Annotated in this window: 16 protein-coding genes; 6 read left to right on the top strand and 10 right to left on the bottom strand. The window is 71.9% G+C overall.

From position 1 onward, the window contains the following. Positions 1 to 44: 44 nt before the first annotated feature. Both ACO0E1_RS05200 and ACO0E1_RS05195 read right to left on the bottom strand, forming a co-directional pair. Positions 45 to 611: a GNAT family N-acetyltransferase gene (locus tag ACO0E1_RS05200; protein WP_422873217.1), complete on the bottom strand. Its 567-nt coding sequence runs from the start codon at positions 609 to 611 to the stop codon at positions 45 to 47. 53 nt (positions 612 to 664) lie between these two features. Continuing rightward, the gene (locus tag ACO0E1_RS05195; RefSeq protein WP_422873216.1) at positions 665 to 1534 is read right to left on the bottom strand and encodes a VOC family protein; all 870 of its coding nucleotides are present in this window, start codon (positions 1532 to 1534) and stop codon (positions 665 to 667) included. 100 nt (positions 1535 to 1634) lie between these two features. Between ACO0E1_RS05195 and ACO0E1_RS05190 the strand changes: the two genes are divergently transcribed. The 4 genes from ACO0E1_RS05190 to ACO0E1_RS05175 all read left to right on the top strand — a co-directional run bounded on the left by ACO0E1_RS05190 (position 1635) and on the right by ACO0E1_RS05175 (position 4601). After that, entirely contained in the window at positions 1635 to 2207 is a 573-nt protein-coding gene (locus ACO0E1_RS05190) for a hypothetical protein (protein ID WP_422873215.1), read from the top strand. Next, positions 2204 to 2818 carry a signal peptidase I gene (gene lepB, locus ACO0E1_RS05185; RefSeq protein WP_422873214.1) on the top strand — a complete coding sequence of 205 codons (615 nt, stop codon included), beginning with the start codon at positions 2204 to 2206 and terminating at the stop codon, positions 2816 to 2818. The genes ACO0E1_RS05190 and lepB overlap by 4 nt, the downstream gene beginning before the upstream one ends. A gap of 43 nt (positions 2819 to 2861) precedes the next feature. After that, positions 2862 to 3707, top strand: a complete 846-nt coding sequence (locus ACO0E1_RS05180) for a helix-turn-helix transcriptional regulator (RefSeq protein WP_422873213.1) — start codon at positions 2862 to 2864, stop codon at positions 3705 to 3707. A gap of 72 nt (positions 3708 to 3779) precedes the next feature. After that, positions 3780 to 4601 (top strand): PDDEXK nuclease domain-containing protein, encoded by an 822-nt coding sequence (locus ACO0E1_RS05175; RefSeq protein ID WP_422873212.1) that lies wholly within the window; start codon positions 3780 to 3782, stop codon positions 4599 to 4601. A 7-nt stretch (positions 4602 to 4608) separates the two neighbouring features. Here ACO0E1_RS05175 and ACO0E1_RS05170 read toward each other — a convergent pair whose 3' ends face one another. The 5 genes from ACO0E1_RS05170 to ACO0E1_RS05150 are packed head-to-tail and all read right to left on the bottom strand — an operon-like array spanning position 4609 to position 8587. Next, positions 4609 to 4932, bottom strand: coding sequence for a hypothetical protein (locus ACO0E1_RS05170; protein WP_422873211.1), 324 nt, complete (start codon positions 4930 to 4932; stop codon positions 4609 to 4611). Between the two features lie 16 nt (positions 4933 to 4948). Next, on the bottom strand, positions 4949 to 5596 hold the full coding sequence (locus ACO0E1_RS05165) for a response regulator (RefSeq protein ID WP_422873210.1): 648 nt from the start codon (positions 5594 to 5596) through the stop codon (positions 4949 to 4951). Beyond that, a complete protein-coding gene (locus ACO0E1_RS05160) occupies positions 5593 to 6819 on the bottom strand; it encodes a sensor histidine kinase (protein WP_422873209.1) in 1227 nt (408 codons plus the stop codon). Before ACO0E1_RS05160 ends, ACO0E1_RS05165 begins: the two co-directional genes overlap by 4 nt. 23 nt (positions 6820 to 6842) lie before the next feature. Further along, positions 6843 to 7646, bottom strand: coding sequence for an ABC transporter permease (locus ACO0E1_RS05155; RefSeq protein ID WP_422873208.1), 804 nt, complete (start codon positions 7644 to 7646; stop codon positions 6843 to 6845). Beyond that, the gene (locus ACO0E1_RS05150) at positions 7643 to 8587 is read right to left on the bottom strand and encodes an ABC transporter ATP-binding protein (protein WP_422873207.1); all 945 of its coding nucleotides are present in this window, start codon (positions 8585 to 8587) and stop codon (positions 7643 to 7645) included. Before ACO0E1_RS05150 ends, ACO0E1_RS05155 begins: the two co-directional genes overlap by 4 nt. Before the next feature lie 167 nt (positions 8588 to 8754). On the opposite strand from ACO0E1_RS05150, the gene ACO0E1_RS05145 reads away from it, so the two are divergent. Next, complete coding sequence (locus ACO0E1_RS05145; RefSeq protein WP_422873206.1) at positions 8755 to 9957, top strand: PP2C family protein-serine/threonine phosphatase; 1203 nt, start codon at positions 8755 to 8757, stop codon at positions 9955 to 9957. Positions 9958 to 10211: 254 nt separating this feature from the next. Here ACO0E1_RS05145 and ACO0E1_RS05140 read toward each other — a convergent pair whose 3' ends face one another. Together ACO0E1_RS05140 and purD are read right to left on the bottom strand one after the other, a co-directional pair. Beyond that, on the bottom strand, positions 10212 to 11087 hold the full coding sequence (locus ACO0E1_RS05140; RefSeq protein ID WP_422873205.1) for a phosphoribosylaminoimidazolesuccinocarboxamide synthase: 876 nt from the start codon (positions 11085 to 11087) through the stop codon (positions 10212 to 10214). After that, the gene (gene purD / locus ACO0E1_RS05135; RefSeq protein WP_422873204.1) at positions 11084 to 12352 is read right to left on the bottom strand and encodes a phosphoribosylamine--glycine ligase; all 1269 of its coding nucleotides are present in this window, start codon (positions 12350 to 12352) and stop codon (positions 11084 to 11086) included. Before purD ends, ACO0E1_RS05140 begins: the two co-directional genes overlap by 4 nt. Before the next feature lie 57 nt (positions 12353 to 12409). Here purD and ACO0E1_RS05130 point away from each other — a divergent pair, with 57 nt between their 5' ends. Next, the gene (locus ACO0E1_RS05130; protein ID WP_422873203.1) at positions 12410 to 12772 is read left to right on the top strand and encodes a sterol carrier family protein; all 363 of its coding nucleotides are present in this window, start codon (positions 12410 to 12412) and stop codon (positions 12770 to 12772) included. 276 nt (positions 12773 to 13048) lie between these two features. On the opposite strand, the gene ACO0E1_RS05125 is transcribed toward ACO0E1_RS05130, so the two are convergent. Further along, on the bottom strand, positions 13049 to 15649 hold the full coding sequence (locus ACO0E1_RS05125; protein ID WP_422873202.1) for a helix-turn-helix transcriptional regulator: 2601 nt from the start codon (positions 15647 to 15649) through the stop codon (positions 13049 to 13051). Positions 15650 to 15699 lie beyond the last annotated feature (50 nt).

Raw genomic sequence — 15699 nt, 5'->3', positions numbered from 1 at the left:
GCCCGGTGCCAGCTGGCACCGGGCCTCCCGTCCGTTGATCCTGGCTAGACCTGCTGGCCGTTCAGCCAGATGTCGCCAGCTGGCCAGTCTTCGAGCGCTGCGGCCACCGGCCGCACCATCCAGCCGCCCTGCTCGGTGTTCGAGATGCCGGCGCCCTCGGCGGTGAACGCCGAGAAGGTGCCCACCGCGTCGGGGAACTCGTGCCAGCCGAGCTTCGCGTAGAACGGGATGCGGTTCTCGCCGGCGCCGAGGAAGCCGTAGGGGACGCGGAGCCCCTCGAGGACGGCGTGCGCGCGCTCCATGAGTTCGCGGCCGATGCCCGTTCCCTGCAGGCGGGGTGCCACGGCGACGAGGCCGGTGTCCCCGACGAGGACGTCCTCGCCGCCGACGGTGACGTACATCCGGCGGATCCCGACGTGTGCCAGGACGACCCCGTCCGCGTCGCGTGCGATCACCCGGCGTTCGGGCTGCATGCCGGACCAGCTCCGACCGCCCACGTACCAGTGCGACCAGTCCGGGAACGCCTGCCCCAGCATCGCCGCTACGCCTTCGTGGTCGGGGAGCGTCAGCGTGCTCTCCTCGACCACCTCCCACCGGATGTCGTCACTCATGGGTCCATCCTGCCCGCCGGCGCCCGGGTGGAGCGGGGCCGGCCGGCGCCCGGTCAGCCGCGGCCTGGCGCCGTGACCTCGATGCGGTTGGCCCACGGGTCCTCGAACGCGACCGTGCGGCCGTCGTCGGCGGTCTGCACGCCGGTGTCGTGCATGCGCGCGACCAGTGCGCCCAGGTCGTCGGCGGCCGGGACCTCGATGCGTACGAGCCCCAGGCCGAGCGCGAGCTGTCGGCGTCCGGCGCCGCGGGAGTTCCACGTGTTCATCGCCATGTGGTGGTGGTAGCCGCCCGCGCTGACGAACAGTGCCTCGCCCCAGCCGGCGGTGGTCTCGAAGCCGAGCGTGTCGACGTAGAACGCCCGGGCCGATGCGACGTCCCCGACGGACAGGTGCACGTGGCCGACGCGTCCGGGTCGGGTCGCAGCAGACTCGAGTGCCTGCTGGGTGAGGTGCTCCTGCAGGAACGCGTTCGGGTCGACGTACTTCGTGTCCATGTCGACCATGCCGTGCGTCCACGACCACTCGGTGCGGTCCCGGTCCCAGTACAGCTCGACGCCGTTGCCCTCGGGGTCCGTGAAGTAGAACGCGACGCTCACGAGGTGGTCGGCGCTGCCGGTGAACGTCTGCGGGTACTTCGTCGCGACGGAGTAGAGCGCAGCCGCCAGGTCCGCGCGGCTGTCGAAGAGGATCGCGGTGTGGAACAGTCCGGCCTCGTGGGGGCCGGCGTGCTGCATCGCGGGCGCGTGCTCGAGGATCACGATCGGGGTCGTTCCCCGACCGAGCACGGCGACGCCGCCCTCGTTCGAGAAGAGCGACAGGCCGATGCCCTCGCGGTAGTAGCCGATCATCCGGTCGAGGTTCGCGACGCGGAGGGTGACGGCACCCATCCCGGTGTCGGCGGCGAGGAGGTCCTGCGTGTGCATGGACCCAGTGTGCGCCGATTTGGTTGACGCGTCAACCAAATGGCCATCGCACTCGGTGTCCTGTCGGCGAGGCGCGCTTCGGCAGGGCCAAGATGGTGGGATGCCCCGCTCACGACCCGCGCGCGACCGCCGCCGTGCGCCCGACCGTGTCCGCGGTCGTCGACCGGACCCCGGGGATTTCCCCGTCGAGCAGATGCGCGATCGGATGTCGTCGTACATCTACGGCAACATCACGGTCCTCGCGGCCGCGATCGCCGTCGACCCTGCGGCCATCCACCACGGTTCGGCGGTCTGGGCCGTCCTCGCGACCGCGGTGCTGACCTACCTGGCGCACGTGCTCTCGCACCTCGTCGCGCACGGGATCGGTGACGACGAGACGGACGACGACACGCGCCGGGAGTCCGTCGTGACGATCGTCCGCAACGCGAACCCGATCGCGACGTCCGGACTCATCCCCGCCGTGCTCTACGCCGCGGCCTGGATCGGGTGGATCCCGGCGCCGTGGGCGCAGACCGCCGCGCTCGTCATCCTCGTCGTGCGCATCGGCATGGTCGGCGTCTTCATGCAGCGGTTCAGCGGGAAGCGTCCGACGTTCCTCGGGCTCTGGGGCGGCATCGTGCTCGCCGCGGTCGCCTTCGTGATCGGACTCGTGAAGGTGGTGCTGACGCATTGAGTGAGACGTCGACCGAGCGGAAGCGCCCCGGGTGGAAGTTCCTGCGGGACCTGGTGATCATCGTCGTCGCGGCGCTGCTCGCCTCGTTCCTCGTGAAGGCGTACCTGGTGCGCTCGTTCTACATCCCCTCGGCGTCGATGGAGAACACGCTCCTGGTGGGGGACCGGGTGCTCGTGAACGAGCTCGTGCCGAAGGCGGTCGGCCTGCAGCGCGGGGACGTCGTCGTGTTCCAGGACCCGGGCGGGTGGCTCGGCCCCGGGATGGGCGACGACCTCATCAAGCGGGTGATCGGGCTCCCCGGCGACACCGTGGCGTGCTGCGATGCCGACGGCCGGCTGCAGGTCAACGGGCACGCGGTCGACGAGCCCTACGTGGTGCTGCAGAGCGGTTCGAACCGGGTCACCGGTCAGGACTTCACCGAGAAGGTCCCGGCCGGGCAGATCTGGGTCATGGGTGACAACCGCTACGACTCTGCCGACTCCCGCGTGCACGGGACGGTCCCCGAGTCGGACGTGGTCGGGCGGGCGTTCGTCATCACCTGGCCGGTGAACCGGTGGTCCGTGCTGTCCCGGTACGGCGACGAGTGGGACCAGGTGCCCGACGCGGGCTGATCCGGTAGCGTTCCCTCGGACTCTGCGGACGGGAGGTCAGCGGTTGGCGGACCAGGACCCCTTCGAGTACGTCACGGGCGGCGACGACGACGTCATGCTCCGGCGGATCGGGACGAACGGACCTCAGGCCGGCACCATCGGACCCCGACCGACCCACGTGCTGTTCTGGCTCGCCGACGGGCACGCCGTCGTGACCGCCGACTCGGGTGACCGGTGGGAGGTCGGACCGGGGCGGCCGCTCATGCTGTCCGCGCCCGTCGCGTACGCGTTCGAGACGGACGCGAGCCGGATGACGCTGCTCCACCTCTCGCCGGCGTTCCTCGCCGCGGTGGCCGCACGCGGAGAGGACATCGGCGATCCCGAACCCGGTGAGTTCGTCCAGCCCGAGGCCTCCGACGTGCGACTCGAGCCGCTCCGGACCCTGCTGCGGGAGCTGACCTCGCAGATCCTCGACCCGGAGTTGCCCGATGCCGACCGGCGCGCGGTGAACCGCCGGGTCGCCCGGGTCGTGCTCTCGACGTTCACCCGTTCCCGTGCCGACGTCGAGAACCGACTCCGTCGCGCGGTGCGGTTCGTCCACGACCACGCCGGAGCCGACATCACCGTCGGCGACGTCGCGGAGGCCGCGGGGCTCAGTGAGCGGGGTGTGCAGGACCTGTTCCGTCGGACCCTCGACGTGACGCCCATGCGGTACCTCCGCGAGGTCAGACTCGACCGGGTGCACCTGGAGCTCCTCGCCCGCCCGGCGCGCGGAGTGGTGACGGTGCGGGACGTCGCGGGGAAGTGGCAGTTCGCGCACCTCGGGCGGTTCGCCGCCGCGTACCGGGCCCGCTTCGGGGAGAGCCCGCACCAGACCCTGGTGCGGTCGGAGCCGCGCGACCGGGCCTGACCTCGACGGCGGTGACATGCAACATGTTCAGGCACGTGCTTGCGCACCCCTTAGCGTCCGGCACAGCGGCGAGTGAACACCGAGCTCGTCCTGCTGTACTGGCGGATCGGAGTCGTCATCCTCGATCGGCAGCAGCGATCCGGATGGGGGTCGAGCGTCATCGCCACACTCTCCGACGATCTGCGCGCTGCGTTCCCCTCCATGACCGGGTTCTCGCGGCGGAACCTCAACTACATGCGAGCGCTCGCCCGCGCATGGCCCGACGAGTTGAAAGTGCAACAGGTTGTTGCACATCTGCCCTGGGGGCACGTCACGGTGCTCCTGGGCCGGTTCGACGATCAGCGTCTCCGAGACTGGTACGCGGAACGCGCCGTCCATCATGGTTGGTCACGGAACGTGCTCGAACACCACATCCGCACGAGCGCGCACGAACGGTTCGAAGCGGCGCCGACCAACTTCGAGCGGGCGCTCGCTCCCGATGCGTCGGACCTCGCGGCACAGATGACGAAAGACCCGTACGTGCTGGACTTCCTCGCACTCGACGGTGATGCTTCCGAACGAGCGCTCGAGCAGCGTCTCGTCGAGCGGATCGTGGAGACCCTGCGCGAACTCGTCGTCGTCGAGCTGAAGACCGGACGGTTCCGGCCGGACCAGCTGGGCCAGCTGTCCTTCTACGTCGCGGTCGTCGACGACCGACTTCGCGGCCCGGCGCACGCCGAGACGGTCGGACTGTTGCTGGTGGCGGACAAGAACGAGTCGACCGTCAGGTACGCGCTCGGCACCCAGAACAGTCCTGTGGGCGTCGCGAGCTACGACCTGCTCCCGCCGGAGGTGCGCGCGTCGCTGCCGTCAGAAGACGCACTCGCGGGACTGCTTGCCGCTGCTGCGGCGTGACGACCGGTCAGCAGCCGCTGGACGTCAGCGTGACGTCGGTGACCTCGCCACTGTGCACGGTGGCCTCCTGAGGGCAGAGCTCGTTCGCGCGGACGGTGACCTTGCCCACGGCGACGCCGGCGAAGTCGACCGTGCCACCCGGGAAGACCCGCTGGTGCGCAGCGATCCGGCCGTTCGGTACGAAGACCTGCACCTCGTACGGGTGGTCGGCCTCGTTGCCGGACACCGTGACGGAGATGCGCCCGGTGGAGTCCTGGGCGCCGCATCCCGTGAGGGTGAGGGCTGCCGCGAGACCGAGGACCAGGGCGGCGGGTGCGGAGCGGCGGAACACCCCACCAGCCTAGGCGTCAGCGAGCGGACGCCGACCCGGAGCGAGATCCGAGCAACCACCCGTTGTCGGCGGCGACCCGCAGCGCCTCGGTGGCGTTCCGCGCCGCGGTCTTCCCGATCGCCGCGGACAGGTGGTTCCGCACGGTGCCCTCGGACAGGTGCAGTGCTCCCGCGACCCCGGCGACGGTCGGCGCCGTGCGGAAGGCGATGAGCACGTCGGTCTCCCGCGGGGTCAACGGCGACGGTCCGGCCGCGAGGGACTCGGCCGCGAGCACGGGGTCGACCACGCGGAACCCACCGGCGACCCGGCGGACGGCGTCGGCGAGCTGTTCCGCGGGGGTGTCCTTCACGACGAACCCGGACGCGCCGGACTCGAGCGCTCGCCGGAGGTACCCGGGACGCCCGAACGTCGTGACGATGAGCGACCGGCACGAGGGCAGCGACGCGGCGAGCTGGGCGGCGGCGGTGAGCCCGTCGGCCCCGGGCATCTCGACGTCGAGCAGTGCGACGGTGGCACCGGATGTCCGTGCGGCGTCGAGGACCTCGTCGCCCCTGGCCACCTGTGCCACGACGTCGATGTCGCGCTCGAGGGACAGCAGGGACGCCAGCGCTCCCCGGACGAGCGCCTGGTCGTCGGCGAGGAGCACCCGGATCGGTTCGGTCATCGTCGTCCTCGCTCGACCCGGAGCAGGAAGCCGCCGAGGTCGCTGGTACCGGTGGTGATGGTCGCCCCCACGGCGTCGGCGCGTTCGTGCAGCCCCCGCAGGCCGTTGCCGCCGAGCACCGGACCGGCGGCCGGGACCGCGAGCAGGCCGGTGCCGTCGTCCTCGATCGTGAGCGCGGTGCGCGTGAGCGTGATGCGGACGGTCGACGCCGATGCGTGCCGGACGACGTTCGTCACGCCCTCGCGGAGGACCCACGCGAACAGGCTCCGCACGTCGGGGGCGGCGACGGTCTCGTCCGAAGCCGGCGGGACCGTGCCGGTGATCGACGCGGCGGACAGTGCCGCGCGGGCGGACACGAGCTCGGCACCGAGCGACGCCTCCCGGTACCCGCTGACCGCCTGCCGCAGTCCCTGCAGCGCTTCGCGGGCGAGCCGTTCGACGTCCTGCATCTCGGTCTTCGCGCGCTCGGCGTCGACGTCGACGAGGCGTGCGGCGAGCTCGGACTTCATCGCGACGATCGTCAGCGAGTGCCCGAGGACGTCGTGCAGGTCGCGGGAGAACCTGGCGCGTTCCTCGACCACGGCGAGCCTGGTGATCTCGTCCTGCGCGACCCCCAGCCGGTCCTCGGCTTCGCGTTGGCGTCCGAAGAAGAGCATCGACGCCCCGATGGACACCGTCACGACCGGTGCGAAGAGGATGCCGTTCGCCGCGGCCGTGCTCCAGCCGATGGCGGTCACGACGGCGAACTCCGCGAGGCACACCGCCGCCACCATGACGACGACCAGCCAGAGCCGCGCCGCGACGAACCCGCAGAGTGCGACGACGAGCAGCCACGACCACACCGCAGCCGGTCCCACGGGGACCAGGAGCAGCCCGGCGAGGAGTGCCATGCCCGCGAGCACCATCACGCGGAACGACAGGGAACGGCGCCACATCAGCTCCGGCACGAGCATGTACGCCGCGTAGAAGCAGAGCAGCGCCGCCGTCGCCACGACCCGGTCCGCGACGGACCCGCCGTTCGTCCACACCGCGACGACGAGCAGCGCCTGCCAGAGCAGCCCGAAGACCGCGCCGCCGTACCAGCGCTTCCGCGCGACCCGGACCTCGTCGTCGGTCGGCCCCGGTGCGACGGCCCACGGGAAGGACCGGTCGAGACGCGGACGGGAGGCCCGGTGCACGTCCGCCACGCCCCGTGCCTCCGCCGCCCCGGTCGCCTGGTCCATGTCGGCCAGCGTAGAGCGCTGGGTCACTGGCGCGCCGCGTCGCGGCGGTAGCGCCACATGATGACGGCGCCGAGGGCGACCGCCCAGCCGAGGAGCACGAGCGCCGGTTCGAGCATGCCGCTCGTCCCCGTGGCCCCTGCGCCCATCTGCCCGATGCGGTTCAGCCAGTACGACGGCAGCAGGTGCGCGACGCCGCCCATCCAGCTCGGCATGACCGACAGCGGGACCCACAGCCCGCCGAGGATCGACAGGCCCATGAACACGACCATGAACAGCGGCTGCGCGAAGGCCGGCTTCGCGAACTGCCCGATCAGGATCGCGATGAGGGCGAACGGCACGACGCCGCACCAGATCCCGAACCCGGCGGCGACCCAGCGCATCGGGTCGAGCGACGCCCCGAGTGCCAGGACCGAGACGAGCGTCGTGACCGTGATCGAGATCGCGGCGAACGCCATCGCGGCGATGACCTTCGACACCAGGAACCCCCAGCCGGACAGCGGCGTCACCCGGAGCTGCCGGTTCCAGCCGATCGACCGCTCGTTGACGATCGCGAACGCCTGGCTGAGCGCCGCCATCATCGCGCCGTACGCGGCCATCTGGAGCGTGGTGACGACGAGGTACTGCAGTCCCGTCGTCGGGTCCTTCGCCGATCCGTACGCGGCCCCGAAGACGAGGAGCATGACGACCGGGACGGCGAACGTGAACACCATGGCGCGGACGTTCCGCATCTGGCGCTTCGTCTCGAGGAGCACGTAGCGGATCGGCATGCGTCCGCGGACGTCGGTGGTGGGGAGCGGGGCGGTGATCGCCGCGGCGGTGGTGGTCATGCGCTGACTCCGGTCGCTTCCGAGTGTTCGATCTGTCCGGACCGCTCTGGCTGGTCTGCGGTGAGGGCGAGGAACGCGTCGTCCATCGTGGAGGCGACCACCTCGATGTCGTGCGCCTCCGGGAACGAGGCGAGGAGGGCTCTGAGCGTCTGGTCCGAACTGTCGGTGCGGAGCGTGACGAAGCCGTGACGAGCCTCCAGTCCGACCGTGCCCGGGAGGTCGCGGAGCGCGACGTGTGCGGACTCCGGCACCCCGCCGAAGCGGATCGTGCGCGTCGCGGCGATCGCCTTGATCTCGGACGGCGTGCCGTCGGCGACCACGCGACCGGATCGCATGATGACGATGCGGTCGGCGAAGGTGTCGGCCTCGTTGAGGTAGTGCGTGGCGAACACCACCGTGCGGCCGGCGTCGGTGAACTCGCGCATCGAGGACCAGAACACGTGCCTGGCCTCGACGTCCATCGCCGCGGTCGGCTCGTCGAGGACGAGCAGGTCGGGGTCGGAGACCACGGCGACCGCGAAGCGTGCGCGCTGGAGCTGCCCGCCGGACAGCTTGTTCACCCGGCGACCCGCGATCTCGGTGCACCGTGCGCGGCGGAGTGCCTCGTCGACGGGCATCGGGTGCCGGTGGGCGGCACCGACCAGCGCGACGATGTCCCGCACGGTCATGTCGGGGAGCAGCGCACCGCCCTGCAGCATCGCGCCGACCCTCCCGTCGATGACGGCGGCGCGAGGGTCCTCGCCGAAGAGCCGGACCGAGCCGGAGGTCGGCATGGAGAGGCCGAGGGCGAGGTCGACCGTGGTGGTCTTGCCGGCGCCGTTCGGGCCGAGGAGGGCGACGACCTCGCCCGGACGGATCGTGAGGTCGATGCCGTCGACGGCGGTCACGGCGCCGAAGCGCTTGCGGAGACCGCTGAGCTGGATGACTGGTGTGCTGTCCATGACCCCAGCGTCATGCGGACCGGGGCCCGGTGCCTCTGCCGGGCGTCACGGATCGACCGTGACATCCGTCACGGGTGACCCGCGCACCGGTTGTCCCGTGCACTGGGGCCATGGGTCCTCCGCAGGGGGGGACAGGCGGTGTCCGGAAGGCGCGTTAGCGTTGGTGCATGACCGGTGAGACCGCGACGACCCTGACGCCCGACTCCGCATCGGAAGCCGTCCGTCGTGGGGCGCTCCTCGCCGCGCTCGACGTGGTGAACGGCAGCCCCGAGGAGCGGTTCGAGCGGATCACCCGCATCGCACGAGAGGCATTCGGCGTCTCCGGGTCGTTCCTCAACCTCGCCGGTGAGACGCACCTGCTCCTCAAGTCGCAGCAGATCGAAACGCGGTTCGACCCGTTCATCCCGCTCGAGGACACCTTCTGCGGTCGCACGCTCGGGCAGGACGGGCCGGTCCTCGTCCCCGACGCGCAGGCCGACCCGCGCTACGCGGACCTGCCGATGGTCACCGACGACCCGAACGTCCGGTTCTACGCCGGCGTCCCGTTGCGCATCGGTGTCGACCAGCTCAAGGTGGGCACGCTCTGCCTCATCGACCCCACCCCGCGCACGCTCGACGCCGACGACCTCGCCCTGCTCGAGGAACTCGGGACCTGGGCGGAGCGCGAGCTCGCCGCGGGCGCGGACGAGGACCGGATGCGATCGGTGCTCGCCGGGCTGTCCCCGCGCGAGGTGTCGGTGCCCGGGTACGCGATCTCCGGGCTGTCGGTGCCGCACGGCGTCGTCTCCGGGGACTTCCACGAGTGGCACGTGTCGGACGGTGCGCTGTACCTGACCGTCGCGGACGTGATGGGGAAGGGCATGTCGGCCGGGCTCCTCGCCGCCGGCATCCGCGGGGCCGTGCTCGCCAGAGGTACCTCTGAGCCGTCGGCGGCGATCGCCGGGGTCGAGACCCAGGTCGCGCCCGAGCTCAGCCGTGCGTCGTCGTTCGCCACGCTGTTCCACGGGCGGCTCGATCCGGCGTCGGGCCGACTCGACTCGGTCGATGCGGGCCACGGGCTCGTGCTGCAGCTGCACGCCGACGGGACCGAGACGATCCACCGGTCGCTCGACCTGCCGATCGGCCTGCACCCGTCCGGGGTCCAGCGCTCCACGGGCTCCATGCTGCTCGAGCCCGGGGACACGCTCATCGTGGTCAGTGACGGGGCGCTCGAGCTCTTCGACTCCACGCTCGCGTCGCTGTCGAGGCTCGGCGGCGTCTACCGCGCGTCCGGGTCGGCGCAGGAGTTCCTCGAGCGGGTGCGGGCGCGTGCGGCGTCGCACGACCCGGGCGACGACCTGACCGTCGTCGTGCTCTCCCGCGACGCTTGACGCGCCGCGCGCGCCGCGCCGCGCGCGCGCCGCGCCCCGACGGGTCCTGAGATCGCACTTCGTGTCGGAACGCGCGGGCGCGAAGCGACACGGACTGCGATCTCAGCGCACGCGCTGACCGTGCCGACGGCGGACGGGAGGCTCGGTGCCGGTCCGGAGCAGAGCCTCCCGGCCGATCCGGTCGCCACTTCTGCGCACTCGACCCATGACGCGGATGCCCGGGCAGCCCTGGCAGTGCGCCGGGCGTCGCGCGGTCAGGCGCCGAGGCGCTCGATGAGCTCGCGGTAGCGGGCGGCCGTGCGCTCGACGATCTCGTCGGGGAGGACCGGCGGCGTGCCCTGCTTGTCCCAGTTCGCGCTGAGCCAGTCGCGCACGATCTGCTTGTCGAACGAATCGGTGCGGTTGCCCTCGGCGTAGGTCGTGGCGTCCCAGTAGCGGCTGGAGTCGCTCGTCAGGACCTCGTCCCCGATGCGGATCTGACCATCGGTGTCGTGCCCGAACTCGAACTTGGTGTCCGCGATGATGACGCCGCGCTCCAGAGCGATCGCCGCCGCCTCGGAGTAGACGTGCAGCGAGAGATCACGGAGCTGCGTCGCGACCTCGGCGCCGACGAGCTCGACGGTCTGCTCGAACGAGATGTTCTCGTCGTGCTCGCCCTGTGGTGCCTTGTACGCGGGCGTGTAGATCGGCTCCGGCAGACGGTCGCCGTTCGACAGCCCGGCAGGGAGCGGTACGCCGCAGACGCTGCCCGACTCCTGGTACTCGACCCAGCCGCTGCCGACGAGGTAGCCGCGGACGACGCACTCGACGGGGAACATCGTCAGGGGCATGACGTGCATCGAGCGGGACGCCACCGAGTCGGGCACCGGCGTGCTGGTCGCCGTCGGGGCCAGCAGGTGGTTCGGGACGTCGCCGAGCTGGGTGAACCAGAACCGGGACAGGCGCGTGAGGAGCTCTCCCTTGCCGGGGATCGGGGGCTCGAGCGCGGAGTCGTACGCGCTGACGCGGTCCGACGCGACGAGGAGTAGCTCGGTCGCGGTGGCGACGGAGGGGGCGTCGGCCGGGACGTACAGCTCACGGACCTTGCCGGAGGAGACGTGCTGCCAGCCGTCGACCGCGGGGGCGCTCATCGGGTGACCTTCGCGGCGATGTCGGTGCGGAACTGGGCACCGTCGAGCGTGATGTCGTGCAGGCCGGCGTACGCGCGGTCCCGGGCTTCGGTGAAGTCGGACCCGGTGGCGACGACGCTGAGCACGCGCCCGCCCGTCGCGACGAGGTCGCCGTCGAGCAGGCCGGTCGCCGCGTGCAGCACGGCGACGCCGTCCCGGGCGTTCGCCGCGTCGATGCCGGTGATCGCCCGGCCGGTCTGCGGGTTCTCGGGGTAGCCCTGGCTGGCGAGGACCACCGTCACCGCGGCGTCGTCGCGGAACTCGGGTTCCGGAGCGCCGCCGAGCTGACCCGTCGCGGCCGCCAGCATCAGCGCGCTGAGCGGGGTCGCGAGGCGGGGGAGGACGACCTGGGTCTCCGGGTCGCCGAAGCGCGCGTTGAACTCGATGACGCGGACGCCCTGCTCGGTGACGATGAGCCCGCAGTAGAGGAGCCCGACGAACGGCGTTCCTTCGTGCTCGAGTCGGCGGACCGTGGGGAGCGCGACGAGGTCGGCGACCTCTGCCACGAAGGCGGCTTCGGAGCCCCATCGGTCGGCGAGCCACGGCAGCGGCGAGTAGGCGCCCATGCCGCCGGTGTTCGGACCGGCATCGCCGTCGCCGAGCCGCTTGTAGTCCTGTGCCGGGCTGAGCGCGCGGACGTCGTGGCCGTCGCTGAGGAAGAACAGCGAGACCTCTTCGCCGTCGAGGAACTCCTCGACCACGATGGGGCCGTGCTGGAGCCAGTAGGTGGCGTGGTCGATGGCGGCCTGACGGTCCTCGGTGACGAGGACGCCCTTGCCGGCAGCGAGCCCGTCGGCCTTGACCACGTGGGGTGCGCCCAGTTCGTCGATCGCGGCGACGGCTTCGTCGATGGTGCCGGCGGAGACCGGTCGGCCGGTCGGCACGTTCGCCGCCGACATGATGCGCTTGGCGAAGGCCTTCGATCCCTCGAGCGCCGCCGCGGCCTTGCTCGGCCCGAAGACCGGGATGCCCCGGGTTCGGATCGGGTCCGCGACGCCGGCGATGAGCGGCGCTTCCGGGCCGACGACGACGAGTTCGATGCCGTTCTCGATCGCGTACTCGGCGACGAGGGGACCGTTCGTCGGGTCGAGCGACACGGTCTCGACGTCGGCGGCGATGCCGGCGTTGCCCGGCGCCGCCGTGATGACGTGGCCGGCCTGTTCTGCCAGGAGCGCCGTGATGATCGCGTGCTCGCGGGCACCGGAACCGAGGACGAGGATTCGCACCCGATCACCCTACCGAGCCGGACCACCGCCTCGCGATGCACCGGCTAGCCTGTGGACATGCCGAGCAGGACCATCGACGACGCCGAGGGGGCCGAGGCGCTCCGGGCCGTGCTCGCCGGTGCGACGGACCGGCCGACGACGGCGACGGCGGTCAGGTGGACGCTCCAGCGCCTCGCCGAGGACGTCCCGGGGAACAGCGTCGAGGTGCGGGTCCCGCCGTTCGCAGCCGTGCAGGCGGTGCCGGGTCCGCGGCACACACGCGGGACCCCGCCGAACGTGGTCGAGACCGACGCGGCGACGTGGATCGCGCTGGCGACGGGCACGCTGACCTGGACCGAGGCGGTCTCGGCAGCGCGGGCGAGTGCGTCGGGCGCTCGGGCGGACCTCACGGCCTACCTGCCGGTGCGCACCGGCGTCTGACGACACGCCGGACGCATACCGATCGGCATCGAATTAGGTAGTACCTACCGATGCGGCACCGAGACCCGGGCACGTAGCGTAGGAACCGAGTTGAAGTCGCCGGGATTCGGACCCGACCCGAACGGGTCCGAACCCGGCGACAGCGACCACCGTACGCGATGTCCGGCCCTTCGTGTGGCTCATTCGGCGTGGCGTGCTGCATTCCGCAACGGAACTGCGGTTCCCGGCCCGTAGAGCGCGCATCAGCGCAACTCGGTGAGTCCGGAGCAGCCCGGTTCAGAGCAGCTCGGCGAGCTCCGACCGCGCGTGCAGGTCCCACTTGGCGAACACGCGCGACAGGTGCGCGTCGATCGTCCGGACCGACAACCCGAGCTGCTCGGCGATCCGCCGGTTCGAGAGCCCCTGGGCAGCCAGTGCAGCGACCTCGTACTCGCGGTGGGTGAGCGGCGGACGCTGCGCCCGACCCGCCGTGACGGCCATGCCGTGCGTCGCGAGCACCGCTTGCGCGTCGGCGATCCGCGTTCGGTCCCGCGACCGGATGGCGTCCGCGTACTCGACGATCGCGATGGCGAGCGGGCCGTCGACACGGCTCGCGGCCTCGCGCATGCGGTCGAGCGACGCGGTGGAGTCCCGCCCGTTCAGCATGTCCATCGTGTAGTGCAGTGTCTGCGCGTACAGGACGTGCATCCACGCCCCGCTCGCAGCCGCTCGGTCCGACAGCTCGTCGGCGTGCCGGAGCCCCGCGGGGTTGCCGAGCACCGCCTCGGTCCAGCAGATGGTCGTCGCGATCTGGTCGCCGGTGATGCGCATCGCCCGGGGCGGGGTCGCTCGGGCGTGCTCGAGTGCGGCGTTCGCCTCCTCCGCCCGGCCCGAGAAGGCGTACGCCATCGCGAGTCGCGCCCAGGGGTAAGCGGCGAAGCCACCGTGGTCCGCCACCGCGTACCGCTCGCACGCGGCCGAGAACGCCGTGATCGCGTCGTCCCAGCGGCGCTGCCCGATCGCGAGGTTGCCGGCACCGATGAGCTCGAGGGTGAAGTCGTACTTCAGGAACGGGCTCGACCGGTTGAGCGAGACCTGGGTGATGAGGCCCTCCATGTCGCCCCGCCAGACCTGGACCTGGTGCAGCACGGACATCAGTTCGCCCACGCTCCACGGGGCCTCTTCGATGTGTGCGGTCGCGGTCGTCAGCGCCGCCGTGCCGAGGCGCATCGCGTCGTCGAGCCGGCCGGCCGTGGCCAGCGCCATCACGGCGCACGGTGCGAGGCAGAGGAACGACATCGGCACGGTCGGGGCGTCGACGATCCCGGAGCGCTCGATCTCGGCACGGATCTCCCCGAACCGACCGCCCCAGCCGAGGTGCGACAGTCGGAGCAGGCGGAGTCGTTCGGCGGCCTCGGGACCGACGATCCCGATCGCGACGTCGGTCAGGGCGACGGCCGCCAGGGTGTCGTCGTCGTGGAACTGCCGGATGTTCGCGAGCGTCTCGCACGCCTCGATGACGGCGTCGTCGTCGACGGCGACGGAAGCCGCGGGACCGGCATCGCCGCCGCCGCGCGTAGCGATCGCCCACGCCGCCTCGGCGTCGGCGCGTCCGGCCTCCCGCCCCTCGCTGTAGCCCTGGGCGAGCGACCGAAGGCAGAGCGCGGCGACCCGTTGGGTCGGCGAGAGCTCGGCCCGGAGCGCGGCGGTGGCCAGGGCGACCGCACTCTCGAGCTCCTGCAGCCGCACGGCAACGTGCGCCGCGTCGAGCAGCTGCGGCACCGGCGGCAGCACCCCGCACTCGATCGCCCACAGCGCAGCCCGGAGTCGAGCGGCCGGCAGCGCCCCGGAGTCGAGGTCCGCGCGGAAGGCGTTGGCCCGGGCGAACAGCTTCGTCCGGCGCGCGACGGGCACCAGGGACCGCACGACCTCGCCGACGAGGGGGTGTGACGGCCGGACCGCGGGGGCGCCCTCGTCGAGCGAGTCGATCCGGACGAGTCCGAGTGCCACGACCCGGTCGACGTCGCCGCCGCTCACCAGTCCGAGCAGTCGAGAAAGCGGGATCGGATCGGCGAGGGCGACGATGTCGACGACGTCGCGGAGGTCCTCCGGCAGTGCGCCGAGCTCCGTGCGGTACATGTCGGCGAGGCTGTTGGACGCGGTGATGCGCCCGCGCCAGTACCACCCGGACGCCGTGTGCTCGAGGGCTCCCGACGTCAGCGCGGCACGCACGACCTCCCGGAGGTAGAGCGGGTTGCCCGCGGTCGCACGGTGGACCCGTTCGACCGAGGCCGACTCGAGCGGGGCCTGCAGCGCCTGGCCGATGAGCGCCGCGGTGTCGTGGAGGTCGAGCGGGTCGAGGTCGATCCGCTCGAGGACGTCGTCCTGCCACAGCGCGCGGAGCGGCTCGGCGAGCGCCGTGAAGTCGCGGCAGGTGAGCACGATCCTGGCGCCCTGGTTCCGCACGAGCCACGCGACGTACCTGGCGGAGATCGCGTCGAGGTGGTCGGCGTCGTCCACCCGCAGCAGCAGGTCTCGGTCGGCGAGGTCCGCCGCTTCGCGCAGTCGTTGTTCGGCGCCCGCCTCGTCCGCGAGGAGCTCCGCCGGGAGTTCGCCGAGGCGCTCGGACACGGCGCCGAACGGCATCGTGGCCCCGGTCGCCACGGCGGTGATGGGCACGACGAGCGTCCTGCCGCTGGCGTCCCGTCGGGCGACCCGGTCGGTCACGCGTGCGGCAGCGGTGCTCTTCCCGAGCCCCGGAGCACCGACGAGGGCGACGCTGCAGCCGTGTTCGGCGACGACGGCGACGGCGCGGTCCTCTTCCCGCCGCTGCGCGATCGGCCACGAGATGCGCGCCGGGACGCTCGGGTGTCGGTCAGCCGCCGTCGATCCGTTCACCCAGCGTCACCTCCACCCGTGGGATACCACTCGCCCCGCTCCATCCTCTC

Source organism: Curtobacterium guangdongense, assembly GCF_049341845.1.
Classification (GTDB): domain Bacteria; phylum Actinomycetota; class Actinomycetes; order Actinomycetales; family Microbacteriaceae; genus Curtobacterium; species Curtobacterium guangdongense.
Note: the sequence above shows the minus strand (reverse complement) of the source record. Positions and strands in the feature narration are given on the sequence as shown.

Coding starts and splice junctions, on each gene's coding strand:
- ACO0E1_RS05155 (WP_422873208.1), bottom strand. CDS start 7,646: ATGACCACCACCGCCGCGGCGATCACCGCCCCGCTCCCCACCACCGAC.
- ACO0E1_RS05165 (WP_422873210.1), bottom strand. CDS start 5,596: ATGACCGAACCGATCCGGGTGCTCCTCGCCGACGACCAGGCGCTCGTC.
- ACO0E1_RS05160 (WP_422873209.1), bottom strand. CDS start 6,819: ATGGACCAGGCGACCGGGGCGGCGGAGGCACGGGGCGTGGCGGACGTG.
- ACO0E1_RS05200 (WP_422873217.1), bottom strand. CDS start 611: ATGAGTGACGACATCCGGTGGGAGGTGGTCGAGGAGAGCACGCTGACG.
- ACO0E1_RS05140 (WP_422873205.1), bottom strand. CDS start 11,087: ATGAGCGCCCCCGCGGTCGACGGCTGGCAGCACGTCTCCTCCGGCAAG.
- ACO0E1_RS05145 (WP_422873206.1), top strand. CDS start 8,755: ATGACCGGTGAGACCGCGACGACCCTGACGCCCGACTCCGCATCGGAA.
- ACO0E1_RS05130 (WP_422873203.1), top strand. CDS start 12,410: ATGCCGAGCAGGACCATCGACGACGCCGAGGGGGCCGAGGCGCTCCGG.
- ACO0E1_RS05190 (WP_422873215.1), top strand. CDS start 1,635: ATGCCCCGCTCACGACCCGCGCGCGACCGCCGCCGTGCGCCCGACCGT.
- ACO0E1_RS05195 (WP_422873216.1), bottom strand. CDS start 1,534: ATGCACACGCAGGACCTCCTCGCCGCCGACACCGGGATGGGTGCCGTC.
- ACO0E1_RS05150 (WP_422873207.1), bottom strand. CDS start 8,587: ATGGACAGCACACCAGTCATCCAGCTCAGCGGTCTCCGCAAGCGCTTC.